Raw genomic sequence first — 20,102 nt, forward strand, 5'->3', positions numbered from 1 at the left:
ACATATGGAAAAAAAGAAATTAGTAATCCTTGTGGTATCTATGCTTCTGCTTGTCGGAATCTTTGGCGTGATCGCCGTAACGATCACGAATTCCGAGACGAATACCCAGGCCAAGGCGGATGCATCCGAGGATACGGAAAAGAGCGGTCAGACATCAGAGGGCGGCGGGAAAGAAGCGGCGGAAACGCTGATCGATAAGACCGTCTCAAGGGACGAGGTTAAAGAGAACGTCGGAGAGTGGGACAGATTCGAGATGGACGGCAATGGATGCGAGCGCGGCGTCTATGCCGGCAAGTTCTACTATGGGGACTTTACAATCTATTCCAGAACTTATGACAAAGGCGAGACATTCCATATTATGTCTGTAAATGAGTGATTGAGGGAGACGGTAAGGATGAATAGTTTATTAAAGATGCTTGGAATCAAGGGCAGGCTTAGAGAGAATTTCGGGGCGATCGTGATACTGGCGTTCAGCGGTTCGGTCATCTTCGCGCTTCCGTTCTTCCGATTCGATTATTATGACGCCTATATCACCACATATAATCTCACGAATACACAGATGGGGGTATTCGGAACGGTGATCGGAGTATTTGGGATCGTGTCCTACCTGTTTGGCGGAGTAGTCGCGGACGGCATGTCTGTCAGGAAGATTATCGTGATCTCCCTGTTCGGAACAGGGATAGGAGGCTTGCTGCATCTTCTGCCGCTGAGTTTCAAGGGGCTGTTGTGCGTCTATGCTCTGTGGGGCGTGTCAACCACATTTGCATTCTGGCCCGCCTGCGTCAAGGCTGTGCGTGTGATGTCGGATGAAGAGAGCCAGGGGAAAGCCTATGGATTCTTTGAGGGAACGCAGAGTATCGGCGGTGCGCTGGTGGCGCTGGTTGCCGTCGCGCTCTTCAACTGGGGAGCCTCCAGTATGACAAACGAGGTCCTGGCGATGAAGTACGTGATCTTATTCTATTCCTTTGTAAATATTGCGATGGGCCTGTTTGCCCTGTTTGCGGTAAAGGATGAGAAGATGCGGCTGAGCGCAGACCGGGTATCCTTCAAGGGACTTGCGAAGGTGATCAAGAACCCGGCTGTGTGGATCATTTGCCTGGTATCTTTCTGTAATCATGTATTCTGTCTGTCGATCTATTATTATATTCCGTATGTGACGGATATACTGGGAGCGACGGTTGCATTCGGCGCGATGCTCGGTGTGGCCAGGAAATTCGGTTCCATCGGCGGTAATATTGCAGGCGGTTATATGGCAGATAAGTTCGGTACGGCGCGCCTGATGATGCTGGCATTCGTAGTGATGCTTGGAGGACAGATTCTGATGCTTTTGACACCGGCAAAGGAGTCCAGCGTTATTATCGTGGCGGTATTATTCGTTACGATTCTGGTCTTCTTCCATATGAATTATGCGATGGCGTGGACGATGATGAGCGAGGGAGCAGTACCGGTTGAATATTCCGGTACTGCCGCAGGGCTGATCTGTACGGCGGGAGCAATCCCGGAGACATTCGTGTCGATCCTTGCAGGAAATATTATCGATAATAATCCGGGAGTACCGGGATTCAGATATTTCTTCTATTTCCTGACGGCAGTGATCGCGGCAGGGCTTGTGCTGATCCTGGTGTGGAGGGCATATCTGAAGCATGCGAAGATTGATAAGTCCAAGTTCGACGAGAAAGCTATGGAAGATTTGAAACAGTATGTATAAATAATATGAGAGAAGATATCATGGGATGCTAAAGTCCTGTGGTATCTTCTTTTTTGCTGATAAATGAAAGATATAATAATTTGTTATAACTGTTATAAGTATTTCTGTAGATGGCAGAGGGGTATATCCATTGTTTTTTAAGGTAAAATGTGGTTTAATATATTTGGCAATATACTGGTTGATTGTCTACAATCTATGAAAGAAGATGGAGAGATGAGTCTTTGGAAATACAAATATTTTGTTGATGTGGTAGATATGAAGAGCTTCACGAAAGCCGGGAAGAAGAATTATGTAACGCAGACGGCAATCAGTCAGCAGATCGCGAAGCTTGAGAAAGAAGTAGGCGGGAAGCTGATCAGCAGAGAGTCCGGGTCTCTGGAGGTCACGGAGCTTGGAAAGGTTGTGTATGACAAGGCGAGGGAGATGCTTAAGATCTATAAGCAGATGGAGAAAGAGATTGAGCAGATCCAGAGGAAAGATGTTATCCGGATAGGGATTGATATTACCATCAATAAGTTGGTATGGGGTAAGATGCAGGAATTGATCGATACATATTATTCTGAGGAGGATTTTCAGTTCAGCAGGATTGACGGCGCTGTCGGGAATCAGATGTTGGCGGAGCATGCCCTTGATATCTATATTGGATATGGAGTGGACGAGGAGCATAGAACAGAAGATCTTGGGGAATTTGCACTGAGCGAGCATCCGATCGGAGTCTATGTGGGCGAGAAGACAACGCTTCAAACAGCCGGAATGGTCAGCTTTGAGGATTTGAAGGGATATACCAGGTATGGAACGGTCATGTATCCATGCAGCATTGTGGAAGATATCAGCGACAAGTTCCGCAATTCGTGCGGGAAGATCTGTCATGTGGACAATGCAGAGACTATGAAGATCAAGGTAGAGTTTAATGATGGTTATGCGTTCGTGGACAGTTATTATTTCTCTAAATATTCGGGAAATGTGTATCCGATTTCAAACTGGAGATGTTCGCAGCAGATGAAGGTATATTATAGAAGAAACAGAGAGAAAAAGAAGCTGTGCGGCGTACTGGCGAGGCTTAGGCAGATTGCAGAAGAGCTGTGAGAGAAGTTACCTGAGAGGGCTTGAAGGATCGAAAGTTTAGTGTTATACTGAGCGTCAGATAAAACCGCTCAGTATAACGTGAGAACATTGCAACTGTACGGTTGGAAAATATTTGAAAAGTATGAGGTAAATTGGGATGTATGAGGAGATTGTATCCGGGCTCACATCATTTATAGGGAAGAGTCCAACGGCATTTCACGCGGCGGCGAATCTTGGAGCTATTCTTTATGAGAATGGTTATCAGAAATTGGACGAAGGAGAGAAGTGGGAGATCAAGCCGGGGGGAAGATACTATGTGACCCGCAATGATTCCAGTATCATTGCAATGAACGTGGGAGAACAGCTTGAAGATTATTGTTTTAAGATCGCGGCTTCCCACAGTGATTCCCCTACCTTTAAGATCAAGGAGAATGCCGAGATCCAGGTGAGGGATAAGTATATGAAGCTGAATACGGAAGGCTACGGAGGGATGCTGTGCGCGACATGGTTTGACCGTCCGTTGTCGGTTGCCGGCCGTGTCGTAGTAAGAGAAGGGAAGGAGTATGCCGCGAAGCTTGTGAATGCGGACAGAGACCTTCTGTTGATCCCGAATATGGCGATCCATATGAACCGGGAAGTCAACAAGGGCTATTCTTATAACAATCAGGTTGATATGCTTCCTTTGTTCGGCGGGAGCGGATGCAGGAAGGGCGACTTTAAGCGGCTGATTGCAGAAGAACTCGGTGTAGAGGAAGACGCCGTCTGCGGGATGGATCTGTACCTCTATAACCGTATGAAGCCGTCGGTGTGGGGGGCAGACAAGGAGTTTATCTCTTGTCCGCAGTTAGACGATCTTCAATGTGCGTATACTTCTCTGACTGGTTTCCTCGCGGGAGCGGATGATCACGCCGTCAATGTATTTGCATGCTTTGATAATGAAGAAGTAGGGTCAGGGACCAAACAGGGCGCGGCGTCTACATTTCTTCATGATACTCTTTACCGCACGAATCTCTGTCTCGGAAAAGGAGAAGAGGAGTTCTACCGCGCGGCTTCGAAGAGCTTCATGCTCAGCTGTGATAATGCCCATGCGGTGCATCCGAATCATCCGGAGAAGACAGACGAGGGCAACTGTGTGTATATCAACGAGGGGATCGTAGTGAAATCACACGCCGGACAGAAATATACCAGTGACGCCGTAAGCATTGCTGTGTTCAGAGGAATCTGTGAAGAGGCGGACGTGCCTCTGCAGTTTTTTGCGAACCGTTCGGATATGGCAGGCGGGAGTACGCTTGGCAATATCGCGATGTCGCAGGTGTCTATGAACAGCATTGACATAGGCCTGCCGCAGCTTGCGATGCATTCCTCCTTCGAGACTGCCGGAGTGAAGGACAGCTATTATATGGTCCGAGCAGTCGGGAAATTCTTTGACAGCCCTATAGAGGCTATATCGGTCCGGCCGCAGCAATAGATTTATTCTGATATAGGAGTACGCTATGAAAAAGGAGTTTAATTTAAAATCTTTTTTGACAATGCTGGCGGGTATGTTCCTGATATCTGCGGCAGTATATTATATTATGATGCCTGCGAATCTTGTGCTTGGGAGTCTGTCCGGTCTTGTGCTTGTGCTTGTGAATTTTATACCTTTGAAGGTATCGACTCTGACGTTCATTCTGAACGCTGTTCTGCTGGTGTGCGGGTACATATTTATCGGAAAGGAATTCGGAGCGAAGACGGTAGTGACTTCTCTGCTGCTTCCGGTCTATCTCTGGATTTTTGAGATCGTTACGCCTGACGTAAGTTCCTTATCCGGCAATACCGTGATAGACCTTGCGTGTTTTATGGTTGTGATCAGTATGGGACAGGCTTTACTGTTTAACATGAATGCATCTTCAGGAGGGCTGGATGTGGTTGCGAAGCTGCTCAACAAATATCTGGGCTTCAAGATCGGGGAGAGCCTTACGATCGCGGGATTCATCATAGCTTGTACGTCGATCTTCGTCTATGACCGCGAGACTATGGTGGTCAGCTTGATCGGGACGTATATCTACGGACTTGTGTTAGACCGCTATTGTGACGGGTTCAGAATCCGCAAGAAGGTGTGTATCCTGTCCGTGAAATATCAGGAGATCCAGGAGTATATCGTAAGGGAGCTTCACCGCGGGGCGACGCTCTATCACGCATACGGAGGAATGGGACTTACGGAGCGTATGGAGGTAGTGACCATTCTTGAAAAGAGCGAATATGGGAAATTGCTTGCTTATATCCATCAGGCGGATCCGGCCGCGTTCGTGACGGTCAGCACGGTCAACGAGGTGATCGGCGAGTGGAATCGGAGACGGTAGAGTTATTAAAAAGGAGACAACATATGAAAAAAATATTGATGATAGGAACCGGAGGCACGATCGCTTCCACACCGACAGAATACGGACTGGCGCCGGGGCTTACACCGGCTGATATCCTGTCTTATATCCCGGCGGTGCGTCGGGTCTGTGAGGTGGACAGTATACAGGTCTGCAATCTGGACAGTACCAATGTGACGCCCAAGCACTGGAAGCTGCTTGCGGGAACTGTTGAGGAACATTACGAAGAGTATGACGGATTTGTGATCTGTCACGGGACAGACACCTTGGCATACACAGCGGCAGCGCTTTCTTATATGATTCGGAATTCTTCCAAACCGATTGTGATCACAGGGGCGCAGAAGCCCATCCAGATGGATGTTACCGATGCAAGGACGAACCTTCTGGACAGCTTCATCTATGCTGCGGATGACGAATCGCAGAACGTCAATATTGTGTTCGACGGGAAGGTGATTGCCGGTACACGTGCGAAAAAGGAACGTGCGAAGAGCTACGATGCATTTTCCAGTATTAACTTCCCCTATCTGGCGGTGATCCAGGAGGGAATGATCGTGCGCTATATCAGAGAGCCGCAGTGCAATACGCCGGTGCATTTCAGCTATGATATGAAGGACAGCGTATATGTGCTGAAGCTGATCCCGGGGATGCATGCCAGCATCCTGCCGTATCTGTTCGAGCATTACGACTGCCTTGTGATCGAGAGCTTCGGGGTAGGAGGAATTCCCAATACGCTGGTGCAGGAATTCTACACAGAGATGAAGAAATGGGAAGGCAAGGGTAAGTATGTCGTGATGACGACTCAAGTTGCGAATGAGGGAAGCAATATGACTGTCTATGAGGTCGGCAAGCGTGTGAAGCAGGATTTCAAGCTGTTCGAGGCGTATGACATGACGCTGGAGGCCGTGATCACGAAGATGATGTGGCTGATGGGAAGAGGAACGGCAGAATATGAGGAGATGAAGCAGGAATTCTATACGGAAGTGAATCATGATATACTGTTTACGAAGCGGTTGGAGAGCGAAGGATAGAGTTGAGTAAAACAGCGCTTGGAAGGTGTAAAGTCTTAGGTTTATAAGCAAGACTTTGCACCTTTTTTGCGTCTGAATAGGGTATAAGTTTTTCTTATAGGCCATTCGTTTTTCTTGTTGGAAATTCTGAGAATACAGATGTACAATTGCATATAGCGAATACATCAGAAAACTAGGAGGATGAACGATGGAAAGGAAAAACATGTGGGAGCAGTACACGGAGGAACAGCACGCGGAATTAGAATCCCTCTGTAACAGGTACAAAGAGTGCCTTGATGCTGCGAAGACAGAGAGGGAGTGCGTGACCTTAGGAATTCGGATGGCGAAGGAGCATGGTTACAGAGATCTCAGCGAATGTATCGCCGAGAATACTGCGCTTAAGACCGGCGACAAGATCTATGCCAACTGTATGGGGAAGGCGCTTGTTCTCTTCCAGATCGGTGAGAAGCCGTTAGAGGAAGGAATGAATATCCTGGGCGCGCATGTGGATTCCCCAAGACTGGATATCAAGCAGAATCCATTGTATGAGGATACGGGTATGGCATATCTGGATACTCACTATTACGGCGGAATCAAGAAGTATCAGTGGGTAACGCTTCCTATGGCGATCCACGGAAGCGTAGTGAAGAAGGACGGGACAGTGAAGGAGATCGTGATCGGTGAGAAGGAAGAGGATCCGGTGCTTGTGATCTCAGATCTGCTGGTTCATCTGTCACAGAAGCAGATCGAGAAGAAGGCCAATGTGGTGATCGAGGGAGAGGGCTTAGATCTTCTCGTTGGTACAAGGCCGGCCGGTAAGTCAGAAGAAGGACAGGAAGATGAGAAAGAGAAGGTGAAGGCAGCGATCCTTGAGTATCTGAAAGAAAACTGTGATATGGAAGAAGAAGACTTCTTGTCTGCAGAGCTTGAGGTGGTTCCGGCCGGAAAAGCAAGGGACTGCGGTCTGGACAGAAGCATGGTCATCGGCTATGGACAGGATGACAGAGTATGTGCATTTACTTCTCTTTTTGCTATGCTAGAAGCCGAGAACCTTAAGAGGACAAGCTGCTGTATCCTTGTGGACAAGGAGGAGATCGGCAGCATGGGAGCGACTGGTATGCAGTCCAGATTCTTCGAGGACGCGGTGGCGGAGCTGTGTGCGCTTACCGGCGAAGGCGAACTGGTGAAGGTAAGACGTACCTTACATAATTCTTATATGCTGTCTTCCGATGTGAGCGCCGCGTACGATCCGCTCTATGCAGATGCATTCGAGAAGAAGAATACGGCGTACTTTGGGAAAGGGCTTGTGCTGAACAAATACACGGGAAGCAGAGGAAAGAACGGCACCAGCGACGCGAACGCGGAGTATGTTGCAAAGCTTCGGAAGGTATTTGACGACAATGAGATCGGATTCCAGACGGCCGAGATGGGGAAGGTTGACCTTGGCGGCGGCGGAACAATCGCATATATCATGGCCAACTACGGAATGAACGTGATCGACAGCGGTGTAGCCGTATTATCTATGCACGCACCGCATGAAGTGACGAGCAAGTCAGACATCTATGAAGTATACAAAGGCTATAAGGCATTCTTAAAGGAAATGGAATAAGAAGGGGAAAGGAGGAAAGAGAAACATGGATGCAACAGCAAAGAGAAAAGGATATCCCAAGGCATTTTGGGCATGTGCATGTACAGAGATTTTTGAACGTCTGTCCTATTATCTGGGACGTTTGGCAAAGAAGAGACGGTACTGATCGATCCTGCGAAACTGAATTATGCGCTCTACAGCAACATTCCAGAGAATGTGAAGAAGGCGGAGCGTGCGAATCCGGAGATTTTGTTCAAGGCGATGAAGAATCCGGCAGAGATCGAGAATATCCGCAAAGCAGAGATCAAAGACAGTGTTGCACATGTCAGGTTCATGAAATGGCTGAAGGAAAACATAGGAAAGATCAAGATCACGGAGATGAGCGCGTCAGATAAGCTCGATGAATTCCGTAAAGAAATGGGGAACTTCATCCGTCCCAGTTTCGAGCCGATATCATCATTCGGGGAGCATAGCGCCATGTGTCATTATTCCTCATCCCCTGAGACGGACGTGGAACTCTGTGAGGGAAGCTTATTCCTTACGGATACGGGGGCAGGATTCTATGAAGGTTCTACGGATATTACCAGAACCTATGCGTTAGGAGAGATCCCGCAGGTGATGAAGGATCATTTTACCCTGGTTGCGATCAGCAACCTTCAGCTTGCAAGCGCGAGATTCCTTGAAGGCTGTATCGGAATGAACCTGGATATCCTGGCAAGAAAACCGTTCTGGGACAGAGGGCTGAATTTCAACCATGGTACGGGGCATGGAGTAGGCTACCTTCTGAACATACACGAAGGTCCTGCAGGAATCCGGTGGCGGTACCGTGCCGATGATTCACATGCTTTCGAGGAAGGCATGATCGTGACCGACGAGCCGGGAATCTATATCGAAGGCTCTCACGGAGTGAGGCTTGAAAATGAGCTTCTTGTGTGCAAGGGCGAACAGAATGAATACGGACAGTTCATGTATTTTGAGCCGATCACATACATTCCGATGGACTTAGATGCTGTGAATCCGGATATTATGTCCGAGGAAGACAAAAAGTTATTGAATACCTATCATAAGACCGTTTATGAGAAGGTTTCTCCTTATCTGAATGAAGAAGAGAAGGAATGGCTTAAGACGTATACCAGAGAGATTGGTTAAGATCTCTGTTTCGATTTGAGAACTGAAAAGAAATTATTCTTTTCAGTTCATTACCCCCCAGATTAGACAAACTCCTCCTGAACGCTCACAGGAGGAGTTTGTCTGTCACACAACAACTTCCAGAATCTTTTTTTCGTTCAATGGATATCATTATGGATTTAAAATGGGGAAAATACAAGTAGAATTCAACGAAAACATATGTTAGAATAGAGGAAGTGTGATTTACGGTCAGACAATATTTTTAGAGAGAGTGATGAGATGAGCAGAAACAGACAGGTGTGTTTAACGGAGGGACCGATCCTTAAGTCTCTGGTTACACTGGCGGTGCCGATCATGGCGTCGTCTTTTTTAAACACCGTTTACAGTATTACGGATATGGCGTGGATTGGGCTGCTTGGTTCTAAAGCAGTGGCCGGAGTAGGTGTGGGCGGTATGTATGTGTGGCTTTCCCAGGGACTATCGTCGCTTGCGCGGATGGGGGCACAGGTGAATGTGGCGCAGTCTTTCGGGCGCGGCAGGAAGGATGAGGCCGGAGAATATGCCCGTGCAGCTCTCCATCTTACATTGCTGTTCGGAGCATTATTTGCGCTGGTCAGCGTGGTATTTACGGAAGAGCTGGTGGCGGCGTTCCATCTGGGAGATGCAGAGACGGTCCGCTATGCCGAGAACTATATGAGGATTACCTGCGGCTGCGTGATATTTTCCTATATGACGGTCGTGCTGACGGGGATCTATACGGCGCAGGGGGATTCTAAGACGCCTCTTTATGCCAATCTGATCGGGCTTGTCATCAATATGATCATGGATCCGGTATTGATCCTTGGGATCGGTCCGTTTCCGAAGCTGGAGGTGACCGGGGCTGCGCTCGCAACGGTGTCGGCTCAGTTTATCGTGATGCTCGTGATGATCTTGGGCGCCGTTAAGAAGCATAATACGGATAATGTGCTGCATGGTATCAGACTGCATAGTCGGACAGAAGGCAGGTTCTACAGGGGAGTCTTCCGGATCGGCTTTCCAACGGCGGTACAGGGGACGGTGTACTGTATGATCTCCATGGTGCTGACAAGGATGGTGGCGGTCTTTGGGCCGGGGGCCGTAGCAGTGCAGCGTGTGGGCGGTCAGGTAGAGGCGGTTTCCTGGAATACGGCGGATGGATTCGCCGCGGCGATCAACGCGTTTGCCGCGCAGAATTACGGAGCCGGGCAGATGGATCGGGTACGGAAGGGATACCGGATCTCGTTCTTTTCGATCGCTATATGGGGAACACTGATCACGTTGGCTTTCGTCCTGCTTCCGGGGCCGATCTCACGGATCTTCTTCCACGAGGCGGATGTGATCGGGATATCGGTGGACTACATGAGGATCGTTGGGCTCAGCGAAGCTTTCATGAGTGTGGAGCTGATGACAGTGGGCGCGCTGTCCGGGCTTGGAAGGACGAAGCTTTGCAGTATGATCAGTATTGTGTTCACCGGAGCCAGGATACCGCTTGCGGTCGCTCTATGTGCGACGCCTCTGGCCTTAAACGGGATCTGGTGGGCATTGACGCTGTCGTCGATGGTCAAGGGTGTTCTATTCGTGATAGCATTTAACCGGGTGACGGCATCCAGACAGCCGACAAAATAACAGTCTTATAAGCAAAACTTATATGGCAGATAAATAATTTTAAGTTTATTTATCTGCCGTTTTTATTTATTATAGAGATAGAGAAATTTTACCAGGAGGAGAACTATGAGTACAGAATATTGGAATGGGGCGGAAGCAGCCCACAGACGTGTGATGATGAAAGCGGCAGGATATTCGGATAAGGATATCAGGAGGAAGCCGCATATCGGCGTGCCTGATTCATATATGGCCGGTTCGCCGGGGTCGGCGCATCTGCGCCAGATCACAGAAGCCGTAAAGGAAGGAATCTGGGCGGCAGGCGGCGTCCCGGTGGAATTCGGGATTCCGGCGACCTGCGGGAATATCGCCAACGGGGCGGAAGAACTCAAGTACGAACAGGTGGGAAGGGATATTGTTGCCATGTCCGTTGAATTCGTCACGAGGGTACATAATTTCGACGGACTTGTTATGGTGGCGTCCTGTGATAATATTATCGCCGGCTGTTATCTGGCGGCCATGCGGCTTGATATTCCGTCCATGGTGGTGACGGGCGGTTCCATGCAGCCCGGGCAGTACTGCGGGAAGACGGTCGTGGAGGCGGATCTGGATACGGCGCGGTTCTCAGGTGCGGCAGAGGAGGAATTGTTCGGACTTGAGGACAGTGTATGCCCTTCTTTCGGGGCCTGCCCGTCCATGGGAACGGCCAACACCATGCAGATGCTGGGAGAGGTACTGAATCTGGTACTACCGGGGACATCAACGATCCCTGCGTCTGATAATGCGAAGCTTAGGAAGGCGAGGGAGGCAGGAGCATATGCGGTGGAGCTTGTGAAGGCGGGACGGAAGCCGTCTGAGCTGATCACCAGGGAAGTGCTGATGAACGCGGTTATGTTCGATATGGCGGTGGCCGGGTCGACCAACGCAGTGCTGCACTTATTGTCTTATGCCTATGAGCTTGGGATCAAGATGACGCTTGCGGATTTCGAGAAATATGCAGAGCAGATCCCGTGTATCAATGCAGTAGTTCCAAGCGGCCCTTATACGGTGGTTGATTTCCACTATGCGGGCGGTGTAATGAATGTGATGAAGCAGTTGGAGAGCAGGCTTTATACCGATGTACCGGGGATGTATGGAACTACTTGGAAGGAGATGCTCTCGAAGGTGACGGCCAGGGAGAACAAGGTGATTCATTCCCTTGAGAAGCCGTTATTTAACGAGCCGGGACTTAAGATCTTAAGAGGGAACCTGTCGCCGAACGGCGCCATCGTCCGGCCAACGGCGGTGTATGAAGAGGTGAAATATCTGAGAGGGAAGGCGAAGGTGTTCGATGGAGACAGGCCTGCATTTGAGGCGATTCAGGCAGGAGAGATCGTGCCCGGGGATATCATCGTGATCCGCTATGAGGGATGTAAGGGGGCGCCCGGCATGAAGGAGCTGATGCTCAGCATAGACGCGCTGATCGGCAAGGGGCTGCACAAGAGCGTGGGACTGATCTCAGACGCCAGATTCTCAGGGTTCAATTACGGCGCGATCGTGGGGCATGTATCTCCGGAGGCTTATGACGGAGGAGTGATCGCCCTGGTAGAGAACGGAGATGAGATCGTGATGGATATTAACGGCGGCGAGATCTCTCTTCTGGTGCCGGAAGAAGAGATCGCAAGGAGAAGAGAGGCGTGGGTATGCCCGCCGCTAAAAGAGACGAAAGGGTGTCTTAACATATACGCAAGGATGTGCCGCCCGGCGGAGGAAGGCGGTGCGATGCAGCCCTGGAGTCTGGATGCATAGGCAGATAGAAAGAACTGGAAAGGATAAGAGGAGATCATTGATATGAGTATACAGGAAAGACTTAAGGCTCTGCGTGAGCAGATGAAGGAAAAGAAGATCGATATCTACATTGTTCCGACTGCGGATTTCCATCAGACGGAGTATGTGGGCGAGTATTTTAAGGCAAGGAAATATATCACCAATTTCTCCGGTTCGGCGGGAACGGCGGTCATTACGGCAGATGAGGCGAGACTGTGGACAGACGGAAGATATTTCATACAGGCGGCCGAGCAGATCGCGGGAACGACGGTAGAGTTGATGAAGATGGGTGAGCCGGGAGTTCCGACGATTAAGGAGTATCTGGCCGATACGCTGAAAGCGGGCGGCAATATCGGATTTGACGGACGCGCGGTGGCTATGAGCGAAGGTCTTGCCTATGAAGAGATCGCAAAGGAGAAGAACGGAAGGGTCATCTATGCCTGCGATCTGATCGATGAGATATGGGAAGAGAGACCAGCTCTTTCTGCAGAACCGGCGTGGATACTGGAAGAGAAGTATGCCGGAGAGACGGCGGCAGGCAAGCTGTCCAGAATCCGGGAATACATGAAGGAAAACGGAGCGTCGGTACACGTTCTGACTACGCTTGATGATATCTGCTGGACGCTTAATATGCGGGGAAATGATATTGAATTCTTCCCGCTGGTGCTCTCTTATGGGATCATCACGATGAGCCAGATGCATCTCTATATCAATGAGGCCAAGTTAAGCGAAGAGATGAAGGCGCAGTTTGCAAAGGATAATATATTACTGCACCCGTATAATGACATCTATGAGGATGTGAAGATGATCGCAGAAGAAGAGTCGGTGTTAATAGATCCGGCAAGGCTTAATTATGCACTTTACAGTAATATCCCGGATGGGGTGAAGAAAATAGAACAGCGCAATCCGGAGGTTCTGTTCAAGGCAGTCAAGAATCCGGTGGAGATCGAAAATATCCGCAAAGCACAGCTCAAGGACAGTGTGGCGCATGTAAGATTCATGAAATGGCTGAAAGAGAACGTAGGCAAGATCAGGATCACGGAGATGAGCGCTTCTGAGAAGCTGGATGAGTTCCGTATGGAGATGGGGAATTTCATCCGTCCGAGTTTTGAGCCGATCTCATCCTACGGCGAGCATTGTGCGCTGATGCATTATACCTCTTCGCAGGAGACGGATGTAGAATTGAAAGAGGGCAATGTGTTCCTGACCGATACGGGCGCCGGATTCTATGAAGGCTCTACAGATATCACCAGAACGTATGCGTTAGGGGAGATTCCGGACATTATGAAGGAGCATTTCACACTGACTCTCATGGGGCATATGGGGTTGGCGAACGCAAGGTTCTTATATGGATGTACCGGAATGAATCTTGATCTGATGGCGAGAAAGCCGCTCTGGGACAGAGGGCTTGATTTCAAATGCGGAACCGGGCACGGTATGGGATATCTGCTGAGTATCCATGAGTCGCCGGCAGGTTTCCGCTGGCGTTACCGCGCTGGCGAGACGGCCGTTCTGGAAGAGGGGATGGTCCTTACCGACGAACCGGGGATCTATATAGAAGGGTCCCACGGAATACGCCTGGAAAATGAGATCCTTGTGCGCAAAGGCGAACAGAATGAATACGGACAATTCATGTATTTTGAGACGATCACATATATCCCTATGGATCTGGATGCGGTAAAGACAGAGATGCTGCCAGAGGAAACCAGAATTCAGCTGAATGATTATCACAGAACCGTATATGAGAAGATCTCTCCTTATCTGAATGATGAAGAGAAAGAATGGCTTAAGAAATATACCAGGGCAGTATAGACAGTATTTGCAGTAAAGTAAAAGGGGCGGTTGGTTCACACCAACTTTAGCCCCTTTATGAAACTTCCTAATTCCACTGTGTACCGACGCCTGCTTTGACTGCCTTCTCATAGATGATTTTGGCGGTCACGAGATCCTGTGCGCCGACGCCCACCGTCTCATAGACGATAATCTCGTCGTCATTTTCCCTGCCGGTCAGTTCTCCCTTGATCACATTGCCGATATCGCCGGTAAAATCATCTTCGGTGATGATACCTTTCTCTAATGGGATCAAGATATCGCCGGATTCAGAGAGAACAGCCTCCCGGGAGTCAAAATAGATCTTCGACGCCCGTGGAAGGATCGCCGGATCCATCTCCTGCATATGGTGCTGATAGGCACCCACACAACTGATCGTGCAGCCCTTTTTGATCTTCGTTCCGTCAAATACCGGTTTGGAGGACGGCGTGACCGTGATCAGAAGATCGGCGTCGCCGATCGCTTCATCGGAAGAGGATACGGGGATGATCCTGGTACCGTAGGATTGTAATTCTTCCTGCATTTGTTTGGCAAAGATGGCAGTCCGTTCGTAATTCAGGTCATATACACGTACTTCTTCTAATTTGCGGACAGCGATCATTGCCTCTAACTGCGTGGCAGCCTGTCCTCCGGTTCCGATCAGCGCGCCGATCCGGCAGTTCTTTTTGGCAAGTACATCGAACGCTGCGCCGGAGGATGCACCGGTACGAAGCTGCGTCACGTAGGTTCCGTCTAAGATTGCGGTGACGATCCCGGTCTTTCCGTCGATCAACAGGACTTGAGCCGGTGATGACGGCAGTCCGTTATCAATATTGTGCGGGAAGATATTGACGGTCTTTAGCGCTGCTGTGTTAAGTTCTTCTGCATAAGCAGGCATGAACAGGAAACAGCCGTCATATTTGGGCGCCGGGATATTCGTCCGAAGAGGCATGTCACATTTCCCGTCTGCAACGAGCGTGAACGCCTCCTTATCTGCTTCCACAGCATCCAGAATGGAAAATACCTTCTTGATATCTTGTCTTGATAAAAGTAACATAGTTTTCCTCCTACTTGTTTTTCACTGGTAATTCTTGACAACACTTCATCGTCTATGTTAATAATAAATAAAACGGACAGATAAATAAACTTAAAATTCTTTATCGGACGTATAAGTTTTGCTTATACCTTCGATAAATACAGGGGTAAACGAAGTGAGTAAGTATGAGATCATATTAGACGTGTGCAGGACAGGCAGCATATCTAAGACTGCGGTGAAGTTCAACTATACACAGTCTGCCGTCAGCCAGTTGATCAAAAATTATGAAAAGGAGCTGGGAGTTGCGCTGTTCAGGCGCACTAAGCAGGGCGTACAGCTTCTGCCGGATGCCCGGGAGATCGTCCATTGTCTGGAGAACATCAGCAGCGAAGAGAAGAAGATCCGGCAGATTGTTGATGATCTGAATAGTCTTGACAGCGGAGTTATCCGTATCGGATCGATCCAGAGTATTTCATATCACTGGCTTCCGGGTATATTGCGGAGATTTTCGGAAGTATATCCCAAGATTACGTTCGAGCTGTGTATCGAAGGGTTTCGTCCTTTGATCGATAATCTGGAGAATGACAAGCTTGACTGTATCTTTGTGTCACGTTATTCAGTTCCGGATCATCCCTTCATTCCGCTGGGGGAGGATGAGCTTATGCTGGTAACGCCCAAAGAACATCCCCTGGCCAGAAAGCCAGAGGTTTCGTTGGCGGATGTAGACAAAAGAGACTTTATACTGACCTGTGACCGCCTGGATTATGAGACCGGGGAGATATTCAGAATGAATGGCATACGTCCGAAGATCCGGTATCAGGTGATGGAAGATTTTGCCGCTCTTAAAATGGTAGAGCAGGGATTTGGGATTACGATCCTGCCCCGGCTGCTCCTAAGTGACGCGCCGTTTGACGTCTGTGTGCGGTCTTTTGGCGAACATTATTCCCGTGTGTTAGGCGCTGCACATCTGCCGGGTAAGCAGTTGTCGCCGGCAGTAATAAGGTTCTTAGCCTTTGTGAGAGAGTGGAACATACAGAATTTATCCAATTCTAATGGGATGCCGGATCACGGTTTTTAAGTTTTCCGGCTTACACCTGCGCGCGTCGCTCAGATAGATCTCGTGGTGGCGGCGGGTTTCGTTTATGTCCAACGCATATCCCTGTTCCCCGGCAAATGCATCCATGGAAGCAATCGTTGCCGGTTCATCGTCATAAGGACCGATATGCATGCATTGTACGCATAAGCCTTCATCATAGGTAAAAAATTCTACTTTGGAATAATCGGTGTTCTTCTTCGCACCGGCTTCGGACACTGCCCATTCAAAATCCTTCTTTGTCACGAATTCCGGAAGACGGATCATGGAGATCCATTGGAAATCTTCTTTCCTGGAGTAGTCAATGGATTCCGTGCCGGACTGCCGCCAGAGCCCTTCCAGCGGAGGGACGACATAATCGAAATATCCTTCAATCTGACGGCTGCCCCGTTTGCTCATCTTAATCGTGAATGCGATACCGTAGAGCAGGCCAATGGACTGCTTGTATGCTCCGCCTTCTATGTTTGGATCGCCGGTTCCTCGTACTGCGATGAAGTTCATAGGGGGGATCGTGACGATCCCCGGTTTATTCTTCGGAAGATAGAATTCCTTATATTCTTTCTTGTAATCAAAAGCCATCTTTGAGCTCCTTCCCGTATTATTTTAGTCCCACATAGATATGGATCTCCGCCTGATCCATACAGTCATTTTGATATTCTTCAAAATCACACCGGAAAGTCCTTGGAAGATCCATCTGCCAGATCTCCTGCCATGCCGCTGCAACCGCCTGGACCATATCTCCGTGCACTATGAATCTGGCGTACCGTCCGGCCGGGATCCGGCAGACGGTATATTGTCCGCGCATCTCCTGCGGCGGTTCCTCTGATGTCTCACATGCAACGACCGTGGTATAGTCGGCTTTCTCATCCGCAGTAAAATCCGTATAGATTCCGAGAGCCTTCTCGTTCGTCTTCTTCGGAATGGAGGCGTAGATGCCTTCATTATAAAAACGGTTCCAAAGCCCGCCGATCACGGCGCCCATATCGGGAGACAGGTTGTTCGTGCGTGCAGATATCCCCACTGCGATTTTCTCTTCTAGTGTTACGATTTCATACTTCATAGTTTAGACCATCCTTTCTGGTTAAATGATGGGCTTATTCTATCAGATGAAACAGGACAACTGTATGTCATGTTTGCAGATAATTTTTGCAGATTCCTTCTGCGAATGCAAGAATCTCCTGGCGAAGTTCGGCGGGCTCTAAGAGATTCGCACTGCCGCCGAAAGAAACGATCCAGCCGATGATACTGGTCTTATCCGTGAAGCCAAAGCGAAAGAGCAGCGTGCCGTCCGGCCGGACGGTGAAGCTCTCGGGTCCGAATTCTTCGATCAGCCGCCATTTATATTCGGGCTGTATAATAGCCGTTACCTGATAGGCATAGGGGAATATATGTTCCGGGGAGAAATCAAGTGGCGGGACAGGACGCTTTTCAAAGGGATCGCCCATGATAAGATCGGTCATTCGCCTGAGCTTGAACAGCCGGAAGTCTTCTCTGGATTCGCACCAGCCCCAGACATACCAGCCTGCCCACTGGAAGATCAGGTCATAGGGTTCGATCGTCCGTGCAGATTCGCCCTTCGGCGCAAAATAGAGAAAAGACACCTTCCGTCCGGAGAGGATAGCACTGTGCAGTAATTCGATCTTGGGGGAGAGGGATTCCTTGTACCAGGAGGAGAGGTCGATCAGGATATGGGTATCCCCCGCAAGGAGATTGGAGGAACCTGCGGACAGCTTCTCCATCAATTGCGAGTATTGGCTGGATCCGCTTACACTGTCCAGGCTTCGAAGCCCGGACAGGATCGCCTGCATATCCGAAGTGGTAAGCAGGGTACGGTCGATCTTATATCCTTCCATGATAGAGACTCCGCCGTTCTGTCCAGGTTCTGTCACCAGCGGGATTCCTGCCATGCACAGGGCTTCGATATCCCGGTTGATGGTGCGGCGGGAGACTTCGAACTTCTCCGCAAGGTAGGGGGCTGTTACCTTCTCTTTCTGCAACAGAATGGACAGTATGCCGATCATTCGGTCAAGCTTCATATGGAATCACCTCTCTGGTTAAGATATTGTTATTGTATCAGATCAGCGGGGAATTGGCTACGATAGTTTTGGAAATTACTATAAAACAAAAATCGCTGTAGAATTCTCGAATTCGTGGAGTATACAGCGATTTTCTTATGTAATTATGCAATCTGATTGAGCCGGTCCTTGACTTTGCGCATCTCATTCTCGAGATGGCTGACCCTGAGGAGTAGAAGTTCCTTTTCATTCTCAACTTTTAAAGCCTCGCTTAACTTGCGGTCCAAGTTAAGGTGTCCTTCGGCAATGACCTTAATACCACGGTTCGTCTCATTTTCTAAAGTGATTTCAATGCTTGTTACCCGATTCTTAAGATCTTGAACATTCTGCTTGAGAAATTGAACATCCTGTTTGAGTTCCTGAGTCTCTTGCTTGAGAAATTGAACATCCTGTTTGAGTTCTTGAGTCTCTTGCTTGAGAATCTGAACATCCTGTTTGAGTTCTTGAGTCTCTTGCTTGAGAATCTGAACATCCTGTTTGAGTTCCTGAGTCTCTTGCTTGAGAATCTGAACATCCTGTTTGAGCTCCTGAGTCTCTTGCTTGAGAATCTGAACATCCTGTTTGAGTTCCTGAGTCTCTTGCTTGAGAATCTGAACATCTTGTTTAAGATTCTGGATGTCACCCTTGAGTTCTGTAGTATCTTTTTTCAGAGTATGAATCTCTTCTTTTATCATCTGTATATCGTCTTGAATAGGTTTGAATAAATTAGCAATTGCTTGCAGATCATCATTTGTTAATGCCATATTATCACCTCTTTCACGATTATACGGATTGTTTTGACAGTTTGTATTATATCACGCTTTAGGAAGACTGTCTATTGAATTTGTTGATATTAATTTTGCCGATATTAATTTTGCTGAGAAAAATATTTGAAATTGATATGTTTTATTGAGTTTCTATGTGATATTCTCATTTTAATGAGAGACTCTGCGATAGGAAAGGTGGGCGCATATGGAGATGATAGAGGTTCGGAATCTGAAGAAGGGATACAGGATCGCAAAGAAGAGTACAGGGATGATGGGCAGTCTAAAGCATCTGATCATGCCCCAATATGAGACCTTGGAAGCTGTGAAAGGGATTTCCTTTCGGATCAACGAGGGGGAGAGCGTGGCATTCCTGGGGCTAAACGGCGCGGGGAAATCGACGACCATTAAGATGCTGACCGGGATCATGAAGCCAAGTGACGGAACGGTCAGGATCATGGGGAAGGATCCCTTCTTAAACCGGATCGAGAATGCCAGGAGAATCGGCGTTGTGTTTGGTCAGAAGTCACAGCTCTGGTGGGATATTCCGGTCATCGAGTCCTTCCGCCTTCTCAAGAATATCTACGGTATACCAGAGGAGCATTATACCCGGAACATGGAGAAGTTCGGCGAGATCCTGGGGCTTCATGAGTTCCTGTCACAGCCGGCAAGGAAATTATCTCTGGGACAGCGGGTGAGGGCGGATCTGGCGGCTTCGCTTCTGCATGAGCCTCCCATATTGTTCCTGGATGAGCCTACGATCGGAGTGGATGTGGCGGCGAAGCAGAAGATCTATGAATTCTTGAGAGAGACGAATAGAGAGAAGAAGACTACGATTCTGCTCACCAGCCATGATATGAAGGATCTGGAATCTATTTGCCAGAGGTTGATCATACTGGAGAAGGGGAAGATCCTGTTTGATGATCCGATTGACCAATTGCTTCTTCGATACGGCGGCGGTGTGACTTTGGAAGAGATCATCATTCGGCTGTTTGGGCATGATACAGAGAACGTTGGCCATGTATCTGATTATTCAGAGGAAACTGTCTGTAATTGATAAGGGA

General features: G+C 48.8%; 17 protein-coding genes and 1 pseudogene. 13 read left to right on the top strand and 5 right to left on the bottom strand.

Translation table 11 applies throughout. From position 1 onward, the window contains the following. Positions 1-4: 4 nt before the first annotated feature. From VSQ62_RS13315 to VSQ62_RS13365, 11 genes and pseudogenes are all read left to right on the top strand, one after another. Positions 5-376, top strand: a complete 372-nt coding sequence (locus VSQ62_RS13315; protein ID WP_334635365.1) for a hypothetical protein — start codon at positions 5-7, stop codon at positions 374-376. An 18-nt stretch (positions 377-394) separates the two neighbouring features. Continuing rightward, complete coding sequence (locus VSQ62_RS13320; RefSeq protein WP_334635366.1) at positions 395-1,708, top strand: MFS transporter; 1,314 nt, start codon at positions 395-397, stop codon at positions 1,706-1,708. A gap of 213 nt (positions 1,709-1,921) precedes the next feature. Further along, the gene (locus VSQ62_RS13325) at positions 1,922-2,794 is read left to right on the top strand and encodes a LysR family transcriptional regulator (RefSeq protein WP_334635367.1); all 873 of its coding nucleotides are present in this window, start codon (positions 1,922-1,924) and stop codon (positions 2,792-2,794) included. A 136-nt stretch (positions 2,795-2,930) separates the two neighbouring features. After that, a complete protein-coding gene (locus VSQ62_RS13330; protein WP_334635368.1) occupies positions 2,931-4,241 on the top strand; it encodes a M18 family aminopeptidase in 1,311 nt (436 codons plus the stop codon). Positions 4,242-4,266: 25 nt separating this feature from the next. Then, a complete protein-coding gene (locus VSQ62_RS13335) occupies positions 4,267-5,115 on the top strand; it encodes a YitT family protein (protein ID WP_334635369.1) in 849 nt (282 codons plus the stop codon). Between the two features lie 23 nt (positions 5,116-5,138). Next, on the top strand, positions 5,139-6,161 hold the full coding sequence (locus VSQ62_RS13340; RefSeq protein WP_334635370.1) for an asparaginase: 1,023 nt from the start codon (positions 5,139-5,141) through the stop codon (positions 6,159-6,161). A gap of 187 nt (positions 6,162-6,348) precedes the next feature. Next, the gene (locus VSQ62_RS13345; RefSeq protein WP_334635371.1) at positions 6,349-7,749 is read left to right on the top strand and encodes an aminopeptidase; all 1,401 of its coding nucleotides are present in this window, start codon (positions 6,349-6,351) and stop codon (positions 7,747-7,749) included. A gap of 135 nt (positions 7,750-7,884) precedes the next feature. After that, positions 7,885-8,877: pseudogene (locus tag VSQ62_RS13350) on the top strand (M24 family metallopeptidase); the annotation flags it as partial. A gap of 258 nt (positions 8,878-9,135) precedes the next feature. Next, positions 9,136-10,500: an MATE family efflux transporter gene (locus VSQ62_RS13355; RefSeq protein WP_334635372.1), complete on the top strand. Its 1,365-nt coding sequence runs from the start codon at positions 9,136-9,138 to the stop codon at positions 10,498-10,500. A gap of 105 nt (positions 10,501-10,605) precedes the next feature. Further along, the gene (gene ilvD / locus VSQ62_RS13360; protein ID WP_334635373.1) at positions 10,606-12,264 is read left to right on the top strand and encodes a dihydroxy-acid dehydratase; all 1,659 of its coding nucleotides are present in this window, start codon (positions 10,606-10,608) and stop codon (positions 12,262-12,264) included. A 42-nt stretch (positions 12,265-12,306) separates the two neighbouring features. Beyond that, positions 12,307-14,094, top strand: coding sequence for an aminopeptidase P family N-terminal domain-containing protein (locus tag VSQ62_RS13365; RefSeq protein WP_334635374.1), 1,788 nt, complete (start codon positions 12,307-12,309; stop codon positions 14,092-14,094). Positions 14,095-14,161: 67 nt separating this feature from the next. Here the strand turns inward: VSQ62_RS13365 and VSQ62_RS13370 are convergent, their stop codons facing one another. Further along, positions 14,162-15,148 carry an ornithine cyclodeaminase family protein gene (locus VSQ62_RS13370; protein ID WP_334635375.1) on the bottom strand — a complete coding sequence of 329 codons (987 nt, stop codon included), beginning with the start codon at positions 15,146-15,148 and terminating at the stop codon, positions 14,162-14,164. Between the two features lie 154 nt (positions 15,149-15,302). Here VSQ62_RS13370 and VSQ62_RS13375 point away from each other — a divergent pair, with 154 nt between their 5' ends. Continuing rightward, positions 15,303-16,205 carry a LysR family transcriptional regulator gene (locus VSQ62_RS13375; RefSeq protein ID WP_334635376.1) on the top strand — a complete coding sequence of 301 codons (903 nt, stop codon included), beginning with the start codon at positions 15,303-15,305 and terminating at the stop codon, positions 16,203-16,205. Here the strand turns inward: VSQ62_RS13375 and VSQ62_RS13380 are convergent. The 4 genes from VSQ62_RS13380 to VSQ62_RS13395 form a co-directional block, all read right to left on the bottom strand. Further along, on the bottom strand, positions 16,167-16,799 hold the full coding sequence (locus VSQ62_RS13380) for a GyrI-like domain-containing protein (RefSeq protein ID WP_334635377.1): 633 nt from the start codon (positions 16,797-16,799) through the stop codon (positions 16,167-16,169). The genes VSQ62_RS13375 and VSQ62_RS13380 overlap by 39 nt on opposite strands. 19 nt (positions 16,800-16,818) lie before the next feature. Then, positions 16,819-17,280: a GyrI-like domain-containing protein gene (locus tag VSQ62_RS13385; RefSeq protein ID WP_334635378.1), complete on the bottom strand. Its 462-nt coding sequence runs from the start codon at positions 17,278-17,280 to the stop codon at positions 16,819-16,821. A 67-nt stretch (positions 17,281-17,347) separates the two neighbouring features. Continuing rightward, positions 17,348-18,256, bottom strand: a complete 909-nt coding sequence (locus VSQ62_RS13390; protein ID WP_334635379.1) for a helix-turn-helix transcriptional regulator — start codon at positions 18,254-18,256, stop codon at positions 17,348-17,350. Positions 18,257-18,399: 143 nt separating this feature from the next. Then, positions 18,400-19,038, bottom strand: a complete 639-nt coding sequence (locus VSQ62_RS13395; RefSeq protein ID WP_334635380.1) for a hypothetical protein — start codon at positions 19,036-19,038, stop codon at positions 18,400-18,402. 208 nt (positions 19,039-19,246) lie between these two features. Here VSQ62_RS13395 and VSQ62_RS13400 point away from each other — a divergent pair, with 208 nt between their 5' ends. After that, positions 19,247-20,095 carry an ABC transporter ATP-binding protein gene (locus VSQ62_RS13400; protein WP_334635381.1) on the top strand — a complete coding sequence of 283 codons (849 nt, stop codon included), beginning with the start codon at positions 19,247-19,249 and terminating at the stop codon, positions 20,093-20,095. Positions 20,096-20,102: the final 7 nt, after the last annotated feature.

It is taken from the genome of Sporofaciens sp. JLR.KK001 (assembly GCF_036941055.1).
Lineage (GTDB): Bacteria > Bacillota > Clostridia > Lachnospirales > Lachnospiraceae > Sporofaciens.

What these genes read in the sequence shown, in the direction of transcription:
- VSQ62_RS13315 (WP_334635365.1), top strand. Translation starts at nt 5, where the DNA reads ATGGAAAAAAAGAAATTAGTAATCCTTGTGGTATCTATGCTTCTGCTT.
- VSQ62_RS13320 (WP_334635366.1), top strand. Translation starts at nt 395, where the DNA reads ATGAATAGTTTATTAAAGATGCTTGGAATCAAGGGCAGGCTTAGAGAG.
- VSQ62_RS13325 (WP_334635367.1), top strand. Translation starts at nt 1,922, where the DNA reads ATGAGTCTTTGGAAATACAAATATTTTGTTGATGTGGTAGATATGAAG.
- VSQ62_RS13330 (WP_334635368.1), top strand. Translation starts at nt 2,931, where the DNA reads ATGTATGAGGAGATTGTATCCGGGCTCACATCATTTATAGGGAAGAGT.
- VSQ62_RS13335 (WP_334635369.1), top strand. Translation starts at nt 4,267, where the DNA reads ATGAAAAAGGAGTTTAATTTAAAATCTTTTTTGACAATGCTGGCGGGT.
- VSQ62_RS13340 (WP_334635370.1), top strand. Translation starts at nt 5,139, where the DNA reads ATGAAAAAAATATTGATGATAGGAACCGGAGGCACGATCGCTTCCACA.
- VSQ62_RS13345 (WP_334635371.1), top strand. Translation starts at nt 6,349, where the DNA reads ATGGAAAGGAAAAACATGTGGGAGCAGTACACGGAGGAACAGCACGCG.
- VSQ62_RS13355 (WP_334635372.1), top strand. Translation starts at nt 9,136, where the DNA reads ATGAGCAGAAACAGACAGGTGTGTTTAACGGAGGGACCGATCCTTAAG.
- ilvD (WP_334635373.1), top strand. Translation starts at nt 10,606, where the DNA reads ATGAGTACAGAATATTGGAATGGGGCGGAAGCAGCCCACAGACGTGTG.
- VSQ62_RS13365 (WP_334635374.1), top strand. Translation starts at nt 12,307, where the DNA reads ATGAGTATACAGGAAAGACTTAAGGCTCTGCGTGAGCAGATGAAGGAA.
- VSQ62_RS13370 (WP_334635375.1), bottom strand. Translation starts at nt 15,148, where the DNA reads ATGTTACTTTTATCAAGACAAGATATCAAGAAGGTATTTTCCATTCTG.
- VSQ62_RS13380 (WP_334635377.1), bottom strand. Translation starts at nt 16,799, where the DNA reads ATGGCTTTTGATTACAAGAAAGAATATAAGGAATTCTATCTTCCGAAG.
- VSQ62_RS13385 (WP_334635378.1), bottom strand. Translation starts at nt 17,280, where the DNA reads ATGAAGTATGAAATCGTAACACTAGAAGAGAAAATCGCAGTGGGGATA.
- VSQ62_RS13390 (WP_334635379.1), bottom strand. Translation starts at nt 18,256, where the DNA reads ATGAAGCTTGACCGAATGATCGGCATACTGTCCATTCTGTTGCAGAAA.
- VSQ62_RS13395 (WP_334635380.1), bottom strand. Translation starts at nt 19,038, where the DNA reads ATGGCATTAACAAATGATGATCTGCAAGCAATTGCTAATTTATTCAAA.
- VSQ62_RS13400 (WP_334635381.1), top strand. Translation starts at nt 19,247, where the DNA reads ATGGAGATGATAGAGGTTCGGAATCTGAAGAAGGGATACAGGATCGCA.